The 18,542-nt window shown below is 68.5% G+C and carries 20 protein-coding genes and 1 tRNA gene; 12 read left to right on the top strand and 9 right to left on the bottom strand.

Annotated features, from left to right (window positions below; all coding sequences use genetic code 11):
• Positions 1-384: 384 nt before the first annotated feature.
• The 5 genes from P3102_RS35870 to P3102_RS35850 all read left to right on the top strand — a co-directional run bounded on the left by P3102_RS35870 (position 385) and on the right by P3102_RS35850 (position 4,777).
• The gene (locus P3102_RS35870) at positions 385-1,632 is read left to right on the top strand and encodes an ATP-binding protein (protein WP_276365091.1); all 1,248 of its coding nucleotides are present in this window, start codon (positions 385-387) and stop codon (positions 1,630-1,632) included.
• 212 nt (positions 1,633-1,844) lie between these two features.
• Positions 1,845-2,093: a hypothetical protein gene (locus tag P3102_RS35865; protein ID WP_276365090.1), complete on the top strand. Its 249-nt coding sequence runs from the start codon at positions 1,845-1,847 to the stop codon at positions 2,091-2,093.
• Positions 2,030-2,281, top strand: a complete 252-nt coding sequence (locus P3102_RS35860) for an undecaprenyl diphosphate synthase family protein (RefSeq protein WP_346660209.1) — start codon at positions 2,030-2,032, stop codon at positions 2,279-2,281. Before P3102_RS35865 ends, P3102_RS35860 begins: the two co-directional genes overlap by 64 nt.
• 32 nt (positions 2,282-2,313) lie before the next feature.
• The gene (locus tag P3102_RS35855) at positions 2,314-4,332 is read left to right on the top strand and encodes a DUF2339 domain-containing protein (protein WP_276371496.1); all 2,019 of its coding nucleotides are present in this window, start codon (positions 2,314-2,316) and stop codon (positions 4,330-4,332) included.
• A 43-nt stretch (positions 4,333-4,375) separates the two neighbouring features.
• On the top strand, positions 4,376-4,777 hold the full coding sequence (locus P3102_RS35850) for a TIGR03667 family PPOX class F420-dependent oxidoreductase (protein ID WP_276365089.1): 402 nt from the start codon (positions 4,376-4,378) through the stop codon (positions 4,775-4,777).
• On the opposite strand, the gene P3102_RS35845 is transcribed toward P3102_RS35850, so the two are convergent.
• Positions 4,774-5,325 (bottom strand): superoxide dismutase, encoded by a 552-nt coding sequence (locus tag P3102_RS35845; protein WP_276365087.1) that lies wholly within the window; start codon positions 5,323-5,325, stop codon positions 4,774-4,776. The two genes, P3102_RS35850 and P3102_RS35845, sit on opposite strands and share 4 nt — an antisense overlap.
• 130 nt (positions 5,326-5,455) lie before the next feature.
• Between P3102_RS35845 and P3102_RS35840 the strand changes: the two genes are divergently transcribed.
• The 4 genes from P3102_RS35840 (at position 5,456) to helR (ending at position 11,119) form a co-directional block, all read left to right on the top strand.
• On the top strand, positions 5,456-6,418 hold the full coding sequence (locus tag P3102_RS35840; protein ID WP_276365086.1) for an EamA family transporter: 963 nt from the start codon (positions 5,456-5,458) through the stop codon (positions 6,416-6,418).
• Positions 6,363-6,827: a DUF6328 family protein gene (locus P3102_RS35835; protein ID WP_276365085.1), complete on the top strand. Its 465-nt coding sequence runs from the start codon at positions 6,363-6,365 to the stop codon at positions 6,825-6,827. Before P3102_RS35840 ends, P3102_RS35835 begins: the two co-directional genes overlap by 56 nt.
• Before the next feature lie 68 nt (positions 6,828-6,895).
• The gene (locus P3102_RS35830) at positions 6,896-8,719 is read left to right on the top strand and encodes a LamG-like jellyroll fold domain-containing protein (protein ID WP_276365084.1); all 1,824 of its coding nucleotides are present in this window, start codon (positions 6,896-6,898) and stop codon (positions 8,717-8,719) included.
• A gap of 186 nt (positions 8,720-8,905) precedes the next feature.
• Positions 8,906-11,119, top strand: coding sequence for an RNA polymerase recycling motor ATPase HelR (gene helR / locus P3102_RS35825; RefSeq protein ID WP_276365083.1), 2,214 nt, complete (start codon positions 8,906-8,908; stop codon positions 11,117-11,119).
• A 78-nt stretch (positions 11,120-11,197) separates the two neighbouring features.
• On the opposite strand, the gene P3102_RS35820 is transcribed toward helR, so the two are convergent.
• From P3102_RS35820 to P3102_RS35790, 7 genes are all read right to left on the bottom strand, one after another.
• The gene (locus P3102_RS35820; protein ID WP_034314503.1) at positions 11,198-11,692 is read right to left on the bottom strand and encodes an Lrp/AsnC family transcriptional regulator; all 495 of its coding nucleotides are present in this window, start codon (positions 11,690-11,692) and stop codon (positions 11,198-11,200) included.
• 168 nt (positions 11,693-11,860) lie between these two features.
• Positions 11,861-13,204 (bottom strand): diaminopimelate decarboxylase, encoded by a 1,344-nt coding sequence (lysA, locus tag P3102_RS35815; RefSeq protein WP_276365082.1) that lies wholly within the window; start codon positions 13,202-13,204, stop codon positions 11,861-11,863.
• Between the two features lie 141 nt (positions 13,205-13,345).
• Positions 13,346-13,504 (bottom strand): DUF6307 family protein, encoded by a 159-nt coding sequence (locus P3102_RS35810; RefSeq protein WP_276365081.1) that lies wholly within the window; start codon positions 13,502-13,504, stop codon positions 13,346-13,348.
• A 9-nt stretch (positions 13,505-13,513) separates the two neighbouring features.
• The gene (locus tag P3102_RS35805) at positions 13,514-13,693 is read right to left on the bottom strand and encodes an RGCVC family protein (protein WP_276365080.1); all 180 of its coding nucleotides are present in this window, start codon (positions 13,691-13,693) and stop codon (positions 13,514-13,516) included.
• The gene (locus P3102_RS35800; protein WP_276365079.1) at positions 13,690-14,715 is read right to left on the bottom strand and encodes an acyl-CoA desaturase; all 1,026 of its coding nucleotides are present in this window, start codon (positions 14,713-14,715) and stop codon (positions 13,690-13,692) included. Before P3102_RS35800 ends, P3102_RS35805 begins: the two co-directional genes overlap by 4 nt.
• A 602-nt stretch (positions 14,716-15,317) precedes the next feature.
• Entirely contained in the window at positions 15,318-15,788 is a 471-nt protein-coding gene (locus P3102_RS35795; RefSeq protein WP_276365078.1) for a heme-degrading domain-containing protein, read from the bottom strand.
• A 33-nt stretch (positions 15,789-15,821) separates the two neighbouring features.
• Positions 15,822-17,051 (bottom strand): M20 family metallopeptidase, encoded by a 1,230-nt coding sequence (locus P3102_RS35790; protein WP_276365077.1) that lies wholly within the window; start codon positions 17,049-17,051, stop codon positions 15,822-15,824.
• 76 nt (positions 17,052-17,127) lie between these two features.
• On the opposite strand from P3102_RS35790, the gene P3102_RS35785 reads away from it, so the two are divergent.
• From P3102_RS35785 to P3102_RS35775, 3 genes are all read left to right on the top strand, one after another.
• Positions 17,128-17,610, top strand: coding sequence for a tRNA adenosine deaminase-associated protein (locus P3102_RS35785; protein ID WP_200865852.1), 483 nt, complete (start codon positions 17,128-17,130; stop codon positions 17,608-17,610).
• 23 nt (positions 17,611-17,633) lie between these two features.
• Positions 17,634-18,086, top strand: coding sequence for a nucleoside deaminase (locus P3102_RS35780; RefSeq protein ID WP_276371494.1), 453 nt, complete (start codon positions 17,634-17,636; stop codon positions 18,084-18,086).
• 84 nt (positions 18,087-18,170) lie between these two features.
• Positions 18,171-18,377: a CsbD family protein gene (locus P3102_RS35775; protein WP_276365076.1), complete on the top strand. Its 207-nt coding sequence runs from the start codon at positions 18,171-18,173 to the stop codon at positions 18,375-18,377.
• A 48-nt stretch (positions 18,378-18,425) separates the two neighbouring features.
• On the opposite strand, the gene P3102_RS35770 is transcribed toward P3102_RS35775, so the two are convergent.
• A tRNA-Ser gene (locus P3102_RS35770) sits at positions 18,426-18,513 on the bottom strand.
• Between the last annotated feature and the right edge of the window lie 29 nt (positions 18,514-18,542).

Below are 18,542 nucleotides of genomic sequence, written 5' to 3'. Positions count from 1 at the left end.
CACAGTGTTCGGCGGCGGTTGCGGTCTGCTTGCTGGGCAAAGCCGGGTCGAGCGGTCGATCCCACGGCTGCCGGACCAGCCAGAACCTTCCAACGCGAGTGACTTCGGCGTGGTAGGTCTTCACCTCCTCCACCGTCCTTTCCGAGGACGCCTTCGCGATCCAGGATCCACGCCGGGCGTTGCCGTGCGGCGGCGACAGCGGTCCCCTACCGAGATGGATGAAGACGGCTCACTTATTGCCGCTGTGCACCTTTGAGGTCGGCGGATCCACGGGCGGGTGATCGGCAGAAGAGCGGGGCCGGTTTCGGCAGATCAGCGGAGTAAGCGTCGGCAAATCAGCGGCTGCAACGTCGGCAGATCCACGGAGGCTGCTACCGTGGGGGCGTGCACAGAGCTGATGACTATCTTCCGCGCAGGGCCGCTGTCATGGTTGCGGAGGCTCTCGATGACACGCGTGTCGTCATCCTCAACGGTGCCCGGCAAACCGGTAAGAGCACGCTCGCCGAGCTGTGTTTGCGCGATCACCCGGACAGTGTGCGGCGCTATCTCGACGATCCGCGGACCAGGGCTTCTGCCGCCGCGGATCCGGTGGCATTCCTGGACGCGCCCGGAATCATGCTCATCGATGAGGTTCAGCGGGTCCCGGACCTTTGGCTGACCATCAAACACACAGTGGACCGGGATCCTCGTCCGGGGCGATTTCTGCTGACCGGCTCAGCCCGGCTTCTCGGATTGAGTCAGCTGCCCGATTCCCTGCCAGGGCGATCGGAGACGATCGAGCTGTTTCCCTTGTCGCAAGGGGAAATCACTGGCGATCCTGACGGTTTCGTCGATGCCGCATTCGTGCACGGCAGCCGATTGCGAGCAGCAGCTTCGACATTGCGTCGTCGTGACTACCTGGCTCTCGCCGCGCGCGGTGGATATCCGGAAGCCGTTCGTCGCGGAACTCCACGGCGACGTGCTCAGTTCTTCAGGTCCTACCTCGACGACATCATGAGCCGGGATGTGCATCAAGTCGCGGATATCCAACGCATCTCCGATATGCGGCGTCTTATCGGGACACTCGCGGCACAGTCCGGTGGCTTGCTCAACTACAGTCGGCTCTCCTCGGATCTGGCTCTCCCCGCGTCGACTGTGCGCGATTACATCGGACTTCTCGAACTGGTCTACCTGATCCGGCTCATCCCGGGGTGGTCGGCGAACGCGACGACGCGGGCGGTGGCCACACCGAAGCTGGTGTTCAACGACGTGGGTCTGGCCGGGCACCTGGTCGCCGGTGTCACCAACGACGCCACGACAGGCGGACTCATGGAGACGTTCGTCATCGGCGAACTCGCGCGCCAGATCACGTGGGGTCAGACGATGCCTCGTCTGCACCACTATCGGGATCGCGACGGCTACGAGGTCGACGCCATCTTGGAGGACAACGCCGGCCGTGTGGTCGCTATCGAGGTGAAGGCCGCTGAAACCGTCCGGACCGATGACTTTCGCTCGATCCGGGTCCTGCAACGACGCCTGGGCGACCGCTTTTGTGCCGGTTTCGTTCTCTACTGTGGCGACCAACAGCTTCCGTTCGGAGAGAACCTCGCGTGCCTGCCGATCAGCGCGCTGTGGACTACTCATCCGCAGTGACCAACACTTGGTCACTGCGAGGCACCCGACCACGGTGGCTTCGATTCCCTGAGGCAACCACCGTTGCGCTCGCCAGATGGGGTTCGAGGACGTCCGCGAGGGGCCATCGCGCGGCGCCCGGCACCTCGCCCGGTTGACGACGTGGTGCGAAGGCATGACATCGGGCACGTGACGGTGTATCCGCCTCGGTCGACAACCTGAGGAAGCGCGCGTTGTCGGAGATGGCCCTCGTGATGCAGGTGATCGAGGACGTCGTCCGTGAGCGGCTCACCGCGCCCGGCGCGAACTGGCGCGTGGCGCCTGTGACGCGTCTCGACGTGCTGCCGTCGTCCACGGCCGACGTGTTGGAGCAGGCCGAACAGGCCGCGGACGGCAAGTCCCTTGTGAAGGTGGCGGAATCCGTTTCCGTGAACGCCCTTCCGCGCGTCTGTACACGGTCGGCAGTCCTGATCCGGACCTGATCATCCAGACCAGCGGCCAGGTTCGGCTGTCCGGATTCCTGCTTTGGCAGGCGGGGGATTTCCAGCTGTACTTCTACATGCCGACTGGCCGGGCTCCCGGTACATCGACCTTCTGCGAGCGCTCCGGAGGTGGGCTCGATCGCGATGATCTTGCAGGTCGCGACCACATCGTCATCACGATTGAGTAGTGCTACGGATCCGTCTGCGGGGCTCAGGCCGCATGCTGATCGCCATGACCACCGATGGGGATGTGCTCCTCAGGCTCGCCGGGGAGATCGACGACCTTGGGGCCCGCCTCGCGCGGGTCGGTACGGAGCTGCGGACCGTCCGGTCCGAAGTGGAGCCGAAGGCCGAAGAGACGCCCGAGCAGGGGTCCCGAGAGCAGGCCGAGCAGCAGGAACCGCAAACCGGGCAGTCCGCGCAACAGGCGTCAACCCAGGCCCAGCAGCCGCAAACCGAGCAGTCCGCGCGACAGACGCCGCCCCAGGTCCAGCAGCCACAGGCCGAGCACTCCGTACCCCATGTACCGCCGCAGCCCCAGCAGGCGCCGCAGCCGCAGGTGCCGCAGCAGCCGTACCCCCACCCCCAGTATCAGCAGCACGCCCACTACCAGCAGCACTACCAGCAGGCCCAGTACGCGCAGTGGCAGCAGCAGTACCGGCAGCCGCACCCGCCGCAGCAGCCCTACCGCCCGTATCAGCCGGTACCGAAGGTCACGCTCGGCGAGAAGCTGAGCAAGGAAGGCGCCGGCAGCAGGCTGCTGGCCTGGATCGGTGGCGCGGTCACGCTGCTCGGGGTCGTGCTGTTCCTCGTACTCGCGATCCAGCGTGGCTGGTTCGGCCCGTTGCCTCGGGTGCTCGGCGGTGCCGTGCTCGGCGCGGCGCTGGTCGGGATCGGGCTGCGCCTGCACCGCACGCCGGCGGGCCGCACGGGTGCGTTCGCGCTCGCCGCGACCGGGATCGGGGCGTTGTACCTCGACGCCATCGCCGCGACGACGATGTACGAGTACCTCCCGGCCTACGCCGGTCTCGCGATCGGGCTCCTGATCGCGGTCGGCGGGTTGCTGCTGGCCGTGCGGTGGAAGTCTTCGCTGCTCGCGACGGCCGTCGTGCTCGGCTGTGTGGTCTGCGCGCCGATCATCACGCAGGGTTTCACCCCGCAACTGGTCGCGTTCCTGGTGGTGGTCCAGGTCGCTTCCACGCCGGTGCAGCTGCGTCAGTCGTGGCCGTCGGTCGCGGTCACGGCCGGCATCCCGCCGCTGGTCGCGTCGGTCTTCAGCACGGCGTTCACCGGTTTCGGTGGCAGCACGGCCAACAGCGCCGCCGCGCTGGCCGCGGGCGGCGTCGGGCTCGCGCTGGCCCTGATCGTCACGGCCAAGCGGTCGGGGGACGCCGCCGCGCTCGCCCTGCTGGCCGTCGCGCCGGCGCCGTCGTTGCTCGCCGCGTTGTTCCTGCCGAAAACCCCGGCCGTGCTCGTCACCGCGTCGGTGGCGCTGGTGCTGCTCGCGGTGTGGGCGGCCGGGCAATGGCTCGACGGCTGGACAGGTGACCTCGCGGGTGCCGCCGGGCTCCTCGCGGCCCTGCAGACGACGATGACGCTGTTCGACGGCAGTGCCCGGTCGGCGCTCCTCATCGGCGAAGGCGTTCTGCTTGCTCTGGTCGCGTTGTGGACGAAGAAACACGTGGCGTTCTTCGGCGGGCTGGGTTTCACCGTCATCGGTGGCATGATCGCGCTGGCCTTCGACGTCCCGCCGACGCTCTTCTTCCTGATCCGGAACCGTTCGGACGCCGACCTCGCCGCCGCTTTGCTCGTGGCCGCCGCGATTTTGGCCGTCTCGATCACGCTTCCGTGGGTCGCGCACCGGCTCGGGCTGTTCAAAGCCGCGTCGGAGAACGTGGTGCCGTGGCTCTTCGCCGGGGTCTGCGGGCTCTACGGGGCGGGCGCGCTGGTGCTGTGCGGCGCGTTGCTGGCCGTTCCCGGCCGCCCGGGTTTCCTGGTGGGCCACGTCGTGATCACGGTGTCCTGGACGGTCGCCGCGCTGGTGCTGCTCATCCGCGGCATCTCCGCGGTCAGCCTGCGGGTGATCGGGTTCGTACTGGTCGGGGCGGCGGTGCTGAAGCTGGTGCTGTTCGACCTCTCCGCGCTCGACGGTCTCGCCAGGGTCGCCGCGTTCCTGCTCGCCGGGCTGGTGTTGCTCGGTGCCGGGACGCGCTACGCGAAACTCGTCGCGTCCCGCTGAGCGGACGAGGAAGAAATGCCGCCGGGTCGTGGTTGGTCGGTGCATGAGCTACCGACCCGACCCGCGGCTCGCCGAGCGGGCGAAGGAGAACGTCGCCTGGCTGACCACGATCAGCCCGAAGGGACGCCCTTCGCCCCGTCCGGTGTGGTTCGTCCTCGACGGTGACGACGTCATCGTCTTCAGCAGGCCGGACACGGCGAAGACCCGGCACATCGAGGCCAATCCCGAGGTCAGCCTCCACTTCAACAGCGACGAGCACGGCGGCTCGATCCTGGTGATCGGCGGCAAGGCCGAAATCCTGCCGGACGGTCTCGCGTCGGAGCAGCCGGGTTTCCTCGACAAGTACGAGAAGCACTACCCCGCCATCGACTACGACGTCCCGAAATTCGATCGGGAGTACCACGTCCGGATCAGGATCCGGCCCGAGCGCGTTTGGGGCTTCTAGAAACCGACGGTCACACAGGCCAGCCGCGCGCCCGCGGTGCCGGCGTGACCGGGGTGGGTGTGCGTATGCGTTTCGTGGATCACGATGGAGTTCGCGCGCCGGTCGGTGAATGTCCAGTCCACTTTGGACACGGCGGCGCCGCGACCGGTGGCGTCGGTGGTGAGGTCGAGCCAGATCTCGTTGCGGGGGTTGGCGTAGGCCGGGTCCACCGACGGCTTCACCGGGTCTTCGACGTTCTGGTAGTGCGGTCCGGCGAGGTCCCCGGTGGCACCGCACGGCTTCGTGTGCGCGTGGGCGCCGTATTCGCGGTTGGGGAGCAGCCCGGTCACCAGGACCGCGGTCGAGGTGCCGTGTGCCTTGGAGGTCAGCCCGAAGACGTGCGCGCGGGCACCGGGCGGCACCAGTTCCGGTTTGTAGCTCGTGAGGCCGCTCTTGGCGGTGATCACGTGGACGCGGGAGCCGGGGACGGCGGTGGCCGGGCCGGCGCCGGCGGTCAGGGCCAGTGCGGCCGAGGACAGGACGAGGGCGAGGGTGGGGATGGGGCGCATGCCCCCTGCCTAGTCCGCACGAATCGGACACGCCAGAGCGGTCACCCCGTTGGGCGATCATTTTCAAACTATGAGCAGAGTGCGCGCGTAGACACCGCGCTTCGCCGCGCGGGCAGGGATGGAAGGCAATGTGAGTACCAATCCTCCGGATCGCACTTGGCTGGTCGCGGTCGCCGCCGCTCTTTGGGGTACCGACGGGCTTCTGCGGCTTCCGCTGGCCGAGGCGCTCCCGGCGGCCACGGTCGTCTTCTGGGAGCACCTGCTCGTGGTGCTCGTGTTGAGCCCGTTCATCCCCGGCGCCTTCCGGGCGTTGCGCCGCTGCGGTCCGCGCGAATGGCTGGCCGTGCTCGCCATCGGCGGCGGCTCTTCCGCGCTGGCGACGGCGATGTTCACCGCGGCCTTCAAACTGGGCGACCCGGTGACGCCGTTGGTACTGCAGAAGCTCCAGCCGGTCTTCGCCGTTCTGGCGGCGTATTTCGTACTCCGTGAGCGGGTCCGCCCGGGATACGCCTTCTTCGCGATCCCGGCACTGCTGGGTGCTTGGCTGCTGGCGTTCAAGGATCCGCTGAACATCCAGCTCGCCGCGGCGAAGGCGGCACTGCTGGCGATCGGCGCGGCCGCGTTGTGGGCGGCGGGAACGGTGCTCGGACGGCTGCTGTCCACCGAGCTGGCGCCGAAGGAGGTGACCACCTTGCGGTTCACCGTCGGCCTCCCGGTGGCGGCCGGGATCGTGGCCTATCAGGGCGGCGAGTTCGCGGTCGGCTGGGACAACGCGCTCGGCCTCGCCCTGCTCGCGCTGGTCCCCGGTCTGCTGGCGCTGAGCCTGTACTACGTCGGCCTGCGGTCGACACCCGCCGCCAGGGCGACGTTGGCCGAGCTGGCGTTCCCCGTCACGGCCGCCGTTATCGGCGTATTGTGCTTGAACGCCGATTTGTCGGGTACCCAGTGGCTGGGCCTTGCCGTGGTGGTCGCGTCAGTGACGTCGCTCGGCTGGCACGAAAAGGTCAGGCGTCAACCGATGGTCTTGGAGCCGCTGAATGGTCGAGCACACCGGCGAGACGAAGAACGAACGCCTGACCCGCAACGTCAGTGAGCTCCTGCAGGAGCTGCGAGTCGCGCAGGCGGGCGTCCAGATCCTCTTCGGTTTCCTGCTCACGGTGGTGTTCACCGACGAGTTCCACGAGGCGAGCGGGTTCGAGAAAGCCATCCATCTCACCGCGGTCCTGCTCACGGTGTGTTCGACGGTGCTGCTGACGGCGCCCGCCGCGTGGCACCGGCTGCTTTTCCGTACCGGCAACCGTGAGCGGATCCTCACCGTGGGCAACCGTTCCGTCCTGGCCGGGCTCGGCTTCCTCGCGGCCGCCATCGTCACCACGGTCGCGCTCATCGCCAAGGTCGTCTACGGCCCGATTTCGATGACGATTCTCGGCGCGGTGTCGGCGGTGCTCTTCTTCGCCATGTGGTTCGTGGTACCGAAGAAGATCGATCGCAACGGCGACTGAGCACCGAGCGGGGCGAGTGTTCATCCGCGGTTCGGGACGCGTTGCCTCCCCGACCGTAGGTTGCGGCCGTGAACGATTCCTCCAGACGGACCTTCCTGCGCGGTGCGGGCCTGCTCGGCGCGGGTGCGGCGGTGTCCGCGTTGCCGGCACTCGATGCCCCCGCGGCTTCGGCGACCTTCGGCCACCACGGCCCGGACGCCGAAGACGGCCGCTTCACCCTCGCGGTCCTGCCCGACACCCAGTATCTCTTCGACGCCGACCGCGGTGACCCCGCGCCGTTGGACGCCACCCTGCGGTACGTCACCGGTGGCGACGAGAACATCGTCTTCCTGGCGCATCTCGGCGACCTCACCGAAAACGGGCAGCCTGGCGAGTTCGACCAGATCAGCCGGTCGTTCCAGCACCTGGACCGGCGCCGGTTCCCATACAGCACGCTGGCCGGCAACCACGACGTCAACTCCTCGACCGACGACCAGCGCGGCCGCACACCGTATCTGGACGCGTTCGGACCGCAGCGGCAACGGGGATCGCGGACCTTCCGCGGTGCCAGCCCCGACGGCTACCACAGTCAGCACGTCTTCCGTGCGGGCGGGCGTGAGTGGCTGCTGCTCGCGCTCGACTGGCGGCCGTCGGCGCGCGGGCTGGAGTGGGCACGGTCGGTGCTCGCGCGGAATCCGCGGCTTCCGGCCATCCTGACCATCCATGAATTGGTATGGGCCGACGAGGCCGGACAGGCTCGGTTCTCGGAGTTCGGGCAGAAGGTGTGGGACGAACTGATCACCGGGAACGACCAGATCTTCCTGACCCTCAACGGGCACTTCTGGCCGCCGGGCCGCGCGGTGAAGCGGAACAACGCGGGCAACGACGTCCACCTGCACATCACCAACTACCAGGACCGCTACTACGGTGGCAGCGCGATGATCCGGCTCTACCGGTTCGACCTGGCGCGGAACGTGATCGACGTCCGCACGTTCTCGCCGTGGCTGGCGGACCAGGCGCCGCGGCTGAACGAGCTGCAACGGCGGGAGATCGAACGCACCGGCCCGGCGGACTACTTCAGCCTGGAGATCGACTTCGAGTCGAGGTTCGCCGCTTTCGCGCCGGTCCCGATCCCGCCCGCGCGGCCTGCCGAACGGCAGCTGATCCGCGGGACCGTGGCCTACTGGCGGTTCGAAGGCCGAGACGGCGCGCCTGTCAGCGCTGTAGGCGGTGTCCGCGACCTTTCGGGCCGGGGCAACGACCTGGTCCGGGTGACCCTGCCCGGCAGCGCGCCCGAGACGCTGCGGTTCTCCGGTGAGTTCTCCCGGCGGCAGCCGTCGAGGTCGAGCCTCCGGTTCGACGGCGGCAAGAAACCGGCTCGCGGTGGCTATCTGCGGACGGTGGACTCCGCGCCGATGAACGCGGAGACCTTCGCCCGCGGTTACACCGTCGAGGCGTTCGTGAAACTGCCCGCGGATTTCAAGGACGGCAAGCATTCCTGGGCCGCGATCTTCGGCAGGCAGGGTGACGGCGGCAAGGCGGGCAAAACCGGTGACGACCCGGGAGAACCGTCGGCCACACTGTCCTTTTCGGACGGTGCCGCGGTCCAATGGGCGGTGTTCCCGGTGAACCAGAACGGGATCTCCACCTGCTGGGGGCACGAACTGGCGTTGCAGGAGTGGATCCACGTCGCGGCCGTCAACGACGGCAGGCGGACGACGCTCTACGTCGACGGCTGCCCGGTGCTGCGAAATCCGAAGACGCCCGCCACCGGCATCGCGAACCCCGGCGGCTCTTGGCTGATCGGCGCCTACGCCTACGACTCGATCGTCGAGCAGGCGTTCCACGGCTGGCTCGGTGACGTCCGGGTGGTGGGAAGGGCGCTGGACCCGCGCGAGTTCATGCTCGGCTGAATGCTCCGGACGGTGCGCGGTAATGGTGGATCCTCGTCACCATTGTCACCATTGTCGCGCACCGCCGTTTCCGGCGGAATACCGGCCCCTCTTGACAAGTGGTGGACAATGGAAAATCGGCGCCTGAACCAGAATCACTGATCAGTACGCCGAATGTGTTGTCAGTCTAACCGCTGTGAGGGGAACTTGTCAAACCAGCAGTACGACGAGGAATTGCGGTCCGAACGGCAGTATGTCGCGTCGCTCTACGGGCGGCTGGACGCCGAACGCGCGCGGGTGAAGGAGGCGTATGCCGGTGCGCTGCGGGGAGAAGGCCTCGCGCTTTCCGACCGTGAGGTCTCGGTCGGCGCCAAGGCGCATGAGATGGCCAGGCTGAAGATCGCCGACGAGGGCCTTTGTTTCGGCCGGTTGGACGCCCTTTCGGGAGAGCGGAGGTATGTCGGCCGGATCGGCCTTTTCGACGAGGAGAACGACTACGAACCGTTGGTGCTGGACTGGCGGGCGCCGGCGTCGCGCGCGTTCTACTGCGCGACGGGCGCGTCCCCGGAAGGAATGTCCCGGCGCCGCCAATTCCGCACCCTCGGGCGTGACGTGCTCGACTTCACCGACGAGGTCTTCGGCCGTCCGGAATCGACGGGGGAACGGGGTGACGTCGCGCTGCTGGCCGCGGTCAACGCGCCACGTGGCGAGGGGATGCGGGACATCGTCGCGACGATCCAGGCCGAGCAGGACGAGATCATCCGGCTGGCCCACGCGGGCGTCGTGGTCGTGGAGGGCGGCCCCGGCACCGGGAAGACGGCGGTGGCGCTGCACCGGGTGGCGTACCTGCTGTACACGAAACGGGAGCGCATGGAACGCCGCGGCGTGCTCGTGGTCGGGCCCAGCAGCGGCTTCCTCGACCACATCGGCCGGGTCCTGCCGTCGCTCGGTGAGACCAGCGTCGTCTTCGCGACGACCGGTGACCTCGTCGCCGGGCTGCGCACCGAACGCGAGGACCCGCCACCGGTCCAGCGGCTCAAGGGCTCGTTGGCGATCCTGGACGTGCTTTCGGCGGCGGTGGCGGACCGGCAGGAACTACCGGCCGAGGCCGAGCCGATCGAACTCGACGACGTCACCGTGCCGCTGGACGCCGAGATCGTGGCCGCCGCGCGGGCGGTGGCAAGGGAGAGCGGCCTGCTGCACAACGAGGCGCGGCCCGTCTTCGAGCGGGAGGTGATCGCCGCGCTCGCCAAGCGCGCGGTCGATCGGCTCGGCGCGGGCTGGCTGCCGCGCGACGACGAGCACACGCGCCCGGAGATGGTGAAGAACGCGCGGCGCGACTTGGAAGCCAGCGGGAAGCTCCGCACGGTACTCGACCGCCTCTGGCCGGTGCTGACGCCGCAGCGGCTGCTCGCCGACCTCTACGCCTCGCCGGAGCGATTGCGGGCGGCGGGGGCCGATCCGGCGCTGTTCCGCGAGGACGCCGACGCGTGGACGGTGTCCGACGTGCCGTTGCTGGACGAGGCCGTCGAACTGCTCGGCCGGGACCGCACCGCCGAACGCCGGGCGGCGGAACGGGAGCGGCTGGCACGGAAGGAATACGCCGAGCGGGTGCTGGAAATCGTCGAGGTCGAGGACGACCACGACGATTACGAATTCGCGCTCCGGCCGACGGACTTGCTGATGGCGGAGGAGCTGGCGGACCGGTTCGCCGAACGCGACGACCGGGAGCTGGCCGAACGCGCCGCCGCCGACCGGGAATGGACCTATGGCCACGTCGTGGTCGACGAAGCACAGGAACTGTCCGAAATGGACTGGCGGGTGCTGATGCGGCGTTGTCCCAGCCGGTCGTTCACCGTCGTCGGGGATCTCGCGCAGCGGCGGTCGCCGTCCGGCGCGCGGTCGTGGGACGCGATGCTCTCCCGGTACGTCGCCGACCGGTGGGTCCACCGGAAACTGACCGTCAACTACCGGACGCCGTCGGAGATCATGGCGGTGGCGGCCTCGCTGCTGGCGAGTTTCGCGCCCGGTGCCGTTCCGCCGGACTCGGTGCGGTCGAGCGGAGTGCGGCCGTGGGCCCGTCGACTGTCCGGAGTGGACACTGGGGACAGGGAAGCGGCCGTCACCGAGTTCATCCGCGAGGAATCGGCGCGTGAAGGGACTTCGGTCGTGATCGGGCCGCCGGGCGTGCCGGGCACGGTGCCGGCGTCCGCCACCAAGGGGCTGGAATACGACGCGGTCCTGGTGGTGGAGCCGGAGCGGATCCTCGCGGACGGTCCGAGCGGTGAGGCGGAACTGTACGTCGCGCTGACACGGGCGACGCAGCGGCTCGGGGTCTTGTACAGCGGGACGCTGCCCGCCGTGCTGCGCGGGCTCGACACCCGGCGGCGGACCCCGGACGCGTACCTGCGCTGTGTCTGACTCCCACCCGCGTGCCATGACCGGTCCGTTCTCGCGAAATTCGCGGGGAACGGACCGCTCATGGCGCGGTTGGCGCGTTCATCGGGTCAGGTTGCCCCAGGCATATGTCTGTTTTGCCAGTTTCAGGTAGACCAAGGTTTCGGTGCTGACGACACCCGGGATGGGCCGGATGTCGTCGTTCAGCACACTCAAGAGGTGTTCGTCGTCCCGGCAGGCGACCTCGGCGAGCAGGTCGTAGCCTCCCGCGGTCAGCACGACGTAATGGACGTCCGGCAATCCGGAGAGCTGGTCGGAGACCGCTCGTGGATCGCCGTGGACCCTGATCCCGACCATCGCCTGACGGCCGAGCCCGACGTTCGCCGGATCCGTGACCGCGACGATCTGCATCGTCTCGTCCCGCAGCAGCCGCTGGACCCGCTGCCGCACGGCGCCCTCCGACAGTCCGACGGCCTTGGCCAAGGCCGTGAACGAGGCCCGCCCGTCGACTTGCAGTAAAGCGATCAACGTCCGATCGGTATTGTCCAAACCTCTAGGTGTGCGCTGCTCCATCTGCGCGCGTGGTTCGTCACCCATGCCGTCCCTCCCTTTGTTTCGGCATGTGATTCTTGTCGCGCAGCGTATCGATCAATGTCCAGAATGCTACCGCCGTTAAGTTGTTTGTCGCGATTCTCTTTTCCGATGCCTTCGAGCCGAGGATTCTGTCGCACGACCGGCCAAGTGCCGAGGTTTTCGGACGGCACTTCAGCCGAGGTCGCGTTTCAGCAGGTCTTCCTCGGTTTCCCGGCGGACGAGCAGGGTCGCGGTACCGCGGGAGACGCCGACGACCGGCGGCCTGCCGACGAGGTTGTAATTCGACGCGAGCGAGTGGTGATAGGCCCCGGTGCACGGAACGGCGAGCAGATCGCCGGGGTGGACGTCGTCGGGGAGCGAGAGCCCGTCGGCGAGGACGTCGCCCGATTCGCAGTGCCGTCCGACCACCGTCATCGGCCGCCGTGCCGCCCGGCTGCGCCTGCCGATCAGGCGCGCGGTGTACGCCGCCCCGTAGAGCGCGGGCCGCGCGTTGTCGCTCATCCCGCCGTCGACGGCGACGAAGGTGCGCGAACCGCGTTTCACCGCGCAAACCCGGTACACGGTGATCCCCGCCGGGCCGACGATCGCGCGGCCCGGCTCGATCGTCAGTTTCGGCGACGGGAAAGCGTGCGAAGAGCATTCGTAAGCGAGCGCGACACGCAGACGGCGCACATATCCGTCGATGTCGAAACCCGTGTCGCCGGGCAGATAACGCACGGCGTGCCCGCCGCCGAGATCCAGTTCCCGCAGAGTGACGCCGTGGGTTTCGCGGAGCGCGGCCAGCACCCCGATCATTTTGCGGGCGGCCAGTTCGTAGAAATCGACCCGTGACACCTGCGAACCGAGGTGGCAGTGCAGACCGGCCAGGCGGAGCCCTGGTTGCGCGAGCACCGCGGAGACGGCCCGGCCCAGATTGTCGCGGACCTCCTCTCGCAGCGAGAAGCCGAACTTCTGGCCTTCGGTGCCGGTGGTGATCGCCGCGTGCGTCCCCGCCGCGACGTCGGGGGTCACACGGATCAGCACCTGCTGCGCGCCGGTGGTCAGCGCGCCGAGCTGCTCGATCTCGTCGAGCGAGTCCACCACGATGCGGCGGACGCCGTAGGACAGCGCCGCCTTGAGGTCTTCGGGGGTCTTCGCGTTGCCGTGCAGCAGGATCCGCTCGGCGGGGAAGCCGACCGACCGAGCCACCGCGATCTCGCCCGCCGAGCAGGTGTCGAGGGAGAGTCCTTCTTCGGCGATCCAGCGCAGCACGGCGCGGGTGCACAGCGCCTTGCTCGCGTACGCCACTTCGGCGTCGGGCAGCGCCCGGCGGTACGCGCGGGCGTTCTGGCGGACTTCGTCCTCGTCGAGCAGGTACGCCGGTGTCCCGAACCTCGCGGCGAGGTGGGACACCGGCGCGCCGGCGAACAGCAGTTCCCCGCCGTCCCCGAGCCGGGTGCTCCGTGGCCAGACCCCGGGTTCGAGATGGTCGGCGGCCTCGCAGCCGAGGCTGGGCAGGAGCTCGCTGAGCGTCACGGTTACCTCCGCGTCGATCGGTCAGTGCCTCATCAGCACAACTCCGATCGACCCGGCCCGGCCGCGCCGCCAACGTGTCCCTGACGCGTTCCGGGGGCTCGCTGACGCCTTGTTAACGCGCGGGTAACCGGCGCCACACCGCTAGCGGACGGGCTCCGGAACGGTGTCGAGCGCCCGCACCATGTGCACGGCCAGGGCGAACGCGGCCTCGTTGTCGAGGTCGGTGTGTTCGTTCACGATCTTCTTCACGGTGTCGACCCGGATCTCGTACCGGGAAACGGGGGTGGTGTCGGCGTTCATGGTGATCCTCTATTCGGTTGTTTCGGGTTTCGTGGCACAGGTGCAGCCGCGGCTGAATCCGCCGGCCGCGGTCGCGGTGCAGAAGCGGCGGGCGATCGCGTCGTGGGCGGACAGCGGATGCGGGCAGTTCGGGCACCGGTCGTCGGCGGCGGGCTCGGCCACGTCGCCGAGGGAGCGGACGGAGGTCATCGTGCCGCCACCGGGTGACCGCGCAACGGCGCCCCTACCTCGTGCAGATGCCGGAGGACGTACCCGTAGGACGCCGCCCAGCCACACTGCGCGTAGTCGATGCCGTGCTTCGCGCAGAACTCCCGCACGATCACCTGCGCGTGCTTGAGGTTCGGCCGCGCCATGCTCGGGAAGAGGTGGTGCTCGATCTGGTAGTTGAGCCCGCCGAGCGCGAAGTCCACGACCGGGCCACCGCGTACGTTGCGCGAGGTGAGCACCTGTTTGCGCAGGAAGTCGAGCTTGTGCCCGGCCGACAGCGTCGGCATGCCCTTGTGGTTCGGGGCGAACGAGCAGCCCATGTACACGCCCCAAAGGCACTGGTGCACGGCGATGAAAGCGAAGCCGACACCGGGCGAGAGGACCACGAACACGGCTGTCAGGTAGGCGGCGACGTGGGCCAGCATCAGCGCGGCTTCGAGCTTCCGCCGCTTGAAGCCGCGCTGGAAGATCGCCGTCACGCTCGAGACGTGCAGGTTCAGGCCTTCCAGCAACAGCAGCGGGAAGAACAGGAACGCCTGGTATTTCGCCATCCAGCGCAGGAAACCACGCCGTTCGGTGCCTTGGGCCTTGGTGAAGATCAGCGCGGCGAGGTTGACGTCCGGATCCTCGTCCTCGTGGTTGGGATTGGCGTGGTGACGGGTGTGCGTGCCGATCCACCAGCCGTAGCTGAGCCCGGTCAGTCCACCGTGGACGAAACCGGTGATGTCGTTCGCCTTGCGGCCGCGGAAGATCTGCTTGTGTCCCGCGTCGTGGCCGATGAAGGACAGCTGCGTGAACATCATCGCGAAGAACGCGGCGAGGAACAGTTGCCACCAGGAGTCGCCGAGATGCGCGAAGGCGACCCAGCCGCCCGCGAAAGCGAGCAGGTTCAAGGCGATCTTCATCGCGTAGTACTTGTGCCGCCGGTCGAGGAGACCGACGTCCTTGACGAGGGCGGACAGGTCAGCGAAGTCGCTGCCCTGCCTCGTCTGTGTGGAGGTCATGGGAATCACACCGTTCTGGTCTCGTGAAAGTGGGCGATCCAGCAACGGGCTCAGAAAACCGGAGGGGTCTGGTTAGGCCGAGAAAGGGCACTGGTACCACAACACGCCACGGTCGATCCGTGGTCTTCCCCCAGCGTCCCACGGCGGCGGAGCGGAAGCAATTCACCGAAGCAGCATGATCTGGCGTACAGTCGGAGACATCGAGGGAAATTTCCCCCGGTTCCATCCGGTCGAGAGCTTTCGATCGGAGACAGGAGCACCGGCCAGACATCGTTTTTCGCGCTCATGGTCCCGCCGGCTTCGTCCGGTGAGCAGCCGCCCGCCGCGCGTCAGCGCGCCCCGAGGCGCCCATCAGGGCCACGCCGCGATCGTCGATGGCCAGACCTCTGACCTGTCACCGTGTCCACGCCCACCCTCGGCGGGCGTGGACACGGTTCGAAAACCGTTGGCGTTGGCCCACTTTGAGCAGCCCGGCGCCTTTACCGCTTTCGCCGTGCGTCAGCGGGCGGACAGCGGGCAGGCAAACCCCGCTGTGCCAACGTTTCCTTCACGACGGGCGCGCGCGGAGTCGTCCACCCGTGAACAACCCGTGGACGGTCTACTTAGGACAGTGTGGCGAGGAAGGCTTCCAGCTGCTCGACGACGAACGAGTGATCGTCGGCTTGGGGCAGCCCCGAGACGCCGACGGTGCCGACCTGGCCCACGCCCTCGACGAGCACCGGGAACACGCCGCCGTGTGCGGCGTACCGATCCGGGTCCAGCCGGGAGCCGGCCTCGAACGTCGTGCCCTTCGCGCGGAATCGTTCGCCGACGAGGAACGAGCTGTGCCCGTACCGGTCGACGACGCGGCTCTTGCGGTCGATCCACGCGTCGTTGTCGGCCGAGGTCCCCGGCAGGGCCGCGTGGAACAGCCGCTGCCCACCGCGGCGCACGGAGATCGTCACCGGGAGGGCACGGTCCCGTGCCGCCGCGAGCAGGTGGGCGCCCAGCTCCAGCGCGGTCTCGTTGTCGAACCGGCGGAAGACCAGGCGCTCCTCCTGCGCGGCCAGCACGGCCAGGATGTCATCGCTCATGGCACCTATTAAATCAACACTGTTGTATAAAGGCTATCGCAGCGCGTCCAAGGCGAAGGCGGCGTACATCGCGACGCCGCTGGCCATCGCGTCCTCGTCGAAGATCACGCGGTTCGAGTGGTTCGCCTCCGCCTTGTCCTCCTCGACACCGGCCGGGCGGGCGCCGAGGAACGCGAACGCGCCCGGAACTCGCTGCAGGACGTAGGAGAAGTCCTCCGCACCCATCACCGGGTTCTCCATGGCCTCGGCGTTGCGGGCGCCGAGCACCTCGGCCGCCAGCTCCAGCACGCGCGCCGCGACCAGTGGATCGTTCACCGTGACCGGGTAGCCGGCGACGACTTCGGCGCTCACCCGCACGCCGTGCGCGGCTCCGACCGCTTCACAGACCTTCGGCAGTTCCTCGCGCACGTACGCTTGCGTCCGGTCGGACAGCGTGCGGATCGTGCCCTCCAGGAACGCCGTCTCCGGGATGATGTTCGTCGTCGTCCCGGCCTCGATGCGGGTGACCGAGACCACCGCCGGGTCGAACACGCTCACCTTGCGGGTCACCATCGTCTGCAGCGCGCTCACCATCGCGGCCGCCGCGGGCACCGGGTCGATCGCCTGATGCGGTGCCGAGCCGTGCCCGCCCCTGCCGGTGACCTTCACGTGGAAGCTGTTCGCCGACGCCATGATCGGGCCGGGCCGCGTCTGCACGACACCGGACGCGGCCGAGGTGAAGATGTGGAGGCCGAACGCCTTTTCGACGCGCTCGCCCGCGGCGTCGAGCACGCCCTCGTGGATCATGTGGCGGGCGCCGTGCTCGCCTTCCTCGCCGGGCTGGAACATGAACACCACCGAGCCGGCCAGCTCGTCGACGTGCTCGCTGAGCAGCCGCGCGGCCGACGCCAGCATCGCGACATGGGTGTCGTGCCCGCACGCGTGCATCACGCCGTCTTCGTCGGAGGTGAAGTCGACGCCGGTGTCCTCCTGCAGCGGCAACGCGTCCATGTCACCGCGGAGCAGGATCGCCGGACCGGGCTTCCCGCCGCGGAGGACGGCGGTCAGCGAGGTGGTCGATCTGCCCTCGGTGATCTCCAGCGGCAGGCCTTCGAGGGCGGCCTTGATCGAGGCCTGGGTTTTCGGCAAGTGGAGACCGAGCTCCGGATTCCGGTGGATCTCCCGGCGGAGCTCTACGGTTTTCGTCTGGAGCGCGCGGGCTTCCTCCAGCAATCCGGCGAAGCGCGCATCGGGGAGGGTGGGCAGGTCGGTGGGTCCGGTCATGTCTCGATAGTGGCGCATGCGGCGCTTCGGGCGCACCGTGCGTGCGTTCCGAAAGCGGGCGGAATACGGTGTGCGCATGGCGGTGCAAGAGCCGATCACGGGGTTCGCGGTGGCCGTGGTGCGGGAGGACGGTCGATGGCGGTGCAGCTCCCTTGATCCCGGGGCGCTCGCCGAACTCGACGCTGCGATCACCGAGCTCGGAAAACTGCGTTCGACCGGGGCCGCCTTCGGGCTGCTCGCGGTCGACGACGAGTTCTTCGTGATCGTCCGGCCGAGTCCGAGAGGGCCGTCGCTGCTGCTGTCCGACGCCGCCGCGGCGCTCGACTACGACATCGCCGCCGACGTCCTCGACGTGCTGAGAGTCGACCCGCCGGACGAGGACGACGACGCGGTCTGGCCGGAAGGCGATCTGGAGATCCTGTCCGATCTCGGACTGCCGGGGGCCGAACTCCAGGTGATCGTCGGCGAGGTCGACCTCTATCCGGACGAACAACTCCAGATGGTCGCGCAGCGGTGCGGATTCGCCGCCGAGTTCACCAAGATCCTGGACGAGATCTGAGCCCCGCCGCCTCCGCCGCCGACATCGCCGCCGTCCGGGCGGCGATCGGCGCGGCGCGAGGTGCGGGCGACGACGTGCCGATCGGGGCCGTCGTCCTCTCCCCGGACGGAACCCCGCTCGCCTCGGCGCGCAACGCCCGCGAAGAACTCGGCGACCCCACTGCGCACGCGGAGATCCTCGCGCTGCGGGCCGCGTCCAAGCGCTACGGCGACGGCTGGCGGCTCGAAGGCTGCACGCTCGCCGTGACACTGGAGCCGTGCACGATGTGCGCCGGCGCCCTCGTGATGGCCCGGGTCGCGAAGGTCGTCTTCGGTGCCTGGGAGCCCAAGACCGGGGCCGTGGGGTCGCTGTGGGACGTCGTCCGCGACCGGCGGCTCAGCCACCGCGCCGAAGTCGTCGGCGGCGTCCTGGAGATCGAATGCGCGGCCCTGCTCGAAGACTTCTTCCACGGGCAACGGGGTAACCGCACCGGGTGACGGATGTGTCGGATCCCGCGTCCTGGGTATCCCTCAAGCAGGCGGCCGCAAACGGCGACCGCAGTCGAAGGAGGAACGTCCGCCATGAGCGTTTTCGACAAGGCGAAGGACAAGGCCGAGCAGGCCATCGGCGCCGCCAAGGAGAAGCTCGGCGAGAAGACGGGCAACCAGGACGTCGCGAACTCGGGCCGGGCCGACCAGACCGAAGGTCAGGTCAAGGAGACCGGGCACGACCTGCGCGACCGCGCCGAGGGTGGCGTGCAGGACCTCAAGGACAAGTTCAACAAGTAGTCCGCACACGCAGAAGAGCCGGTCTCCGTGGAGACCGGCTCTTCGCTGCGGTGGCGGTGGGATTTGAACCCACGGACGGTTATCAGCCGTCACACGATTTCGAGTCGTGCTCCTTCGGCCGCTCGGACACGCCACCGCCGAGAACAATACCGGAGGGCCTTCCGG

The organism is Amycolatopsis sp. QT-25, assembly GCF_029369745.1.
GTDB lineage: Bacteria > Actinomycetota > Actinomycetes > Mycobacteriales > Pseudonocardiaceae > Amycolatopsis.
Note: the sequence above shows the minus strand (reverse complement) of the source record. Positions and strands in the feature narration are given on the sequence as shown.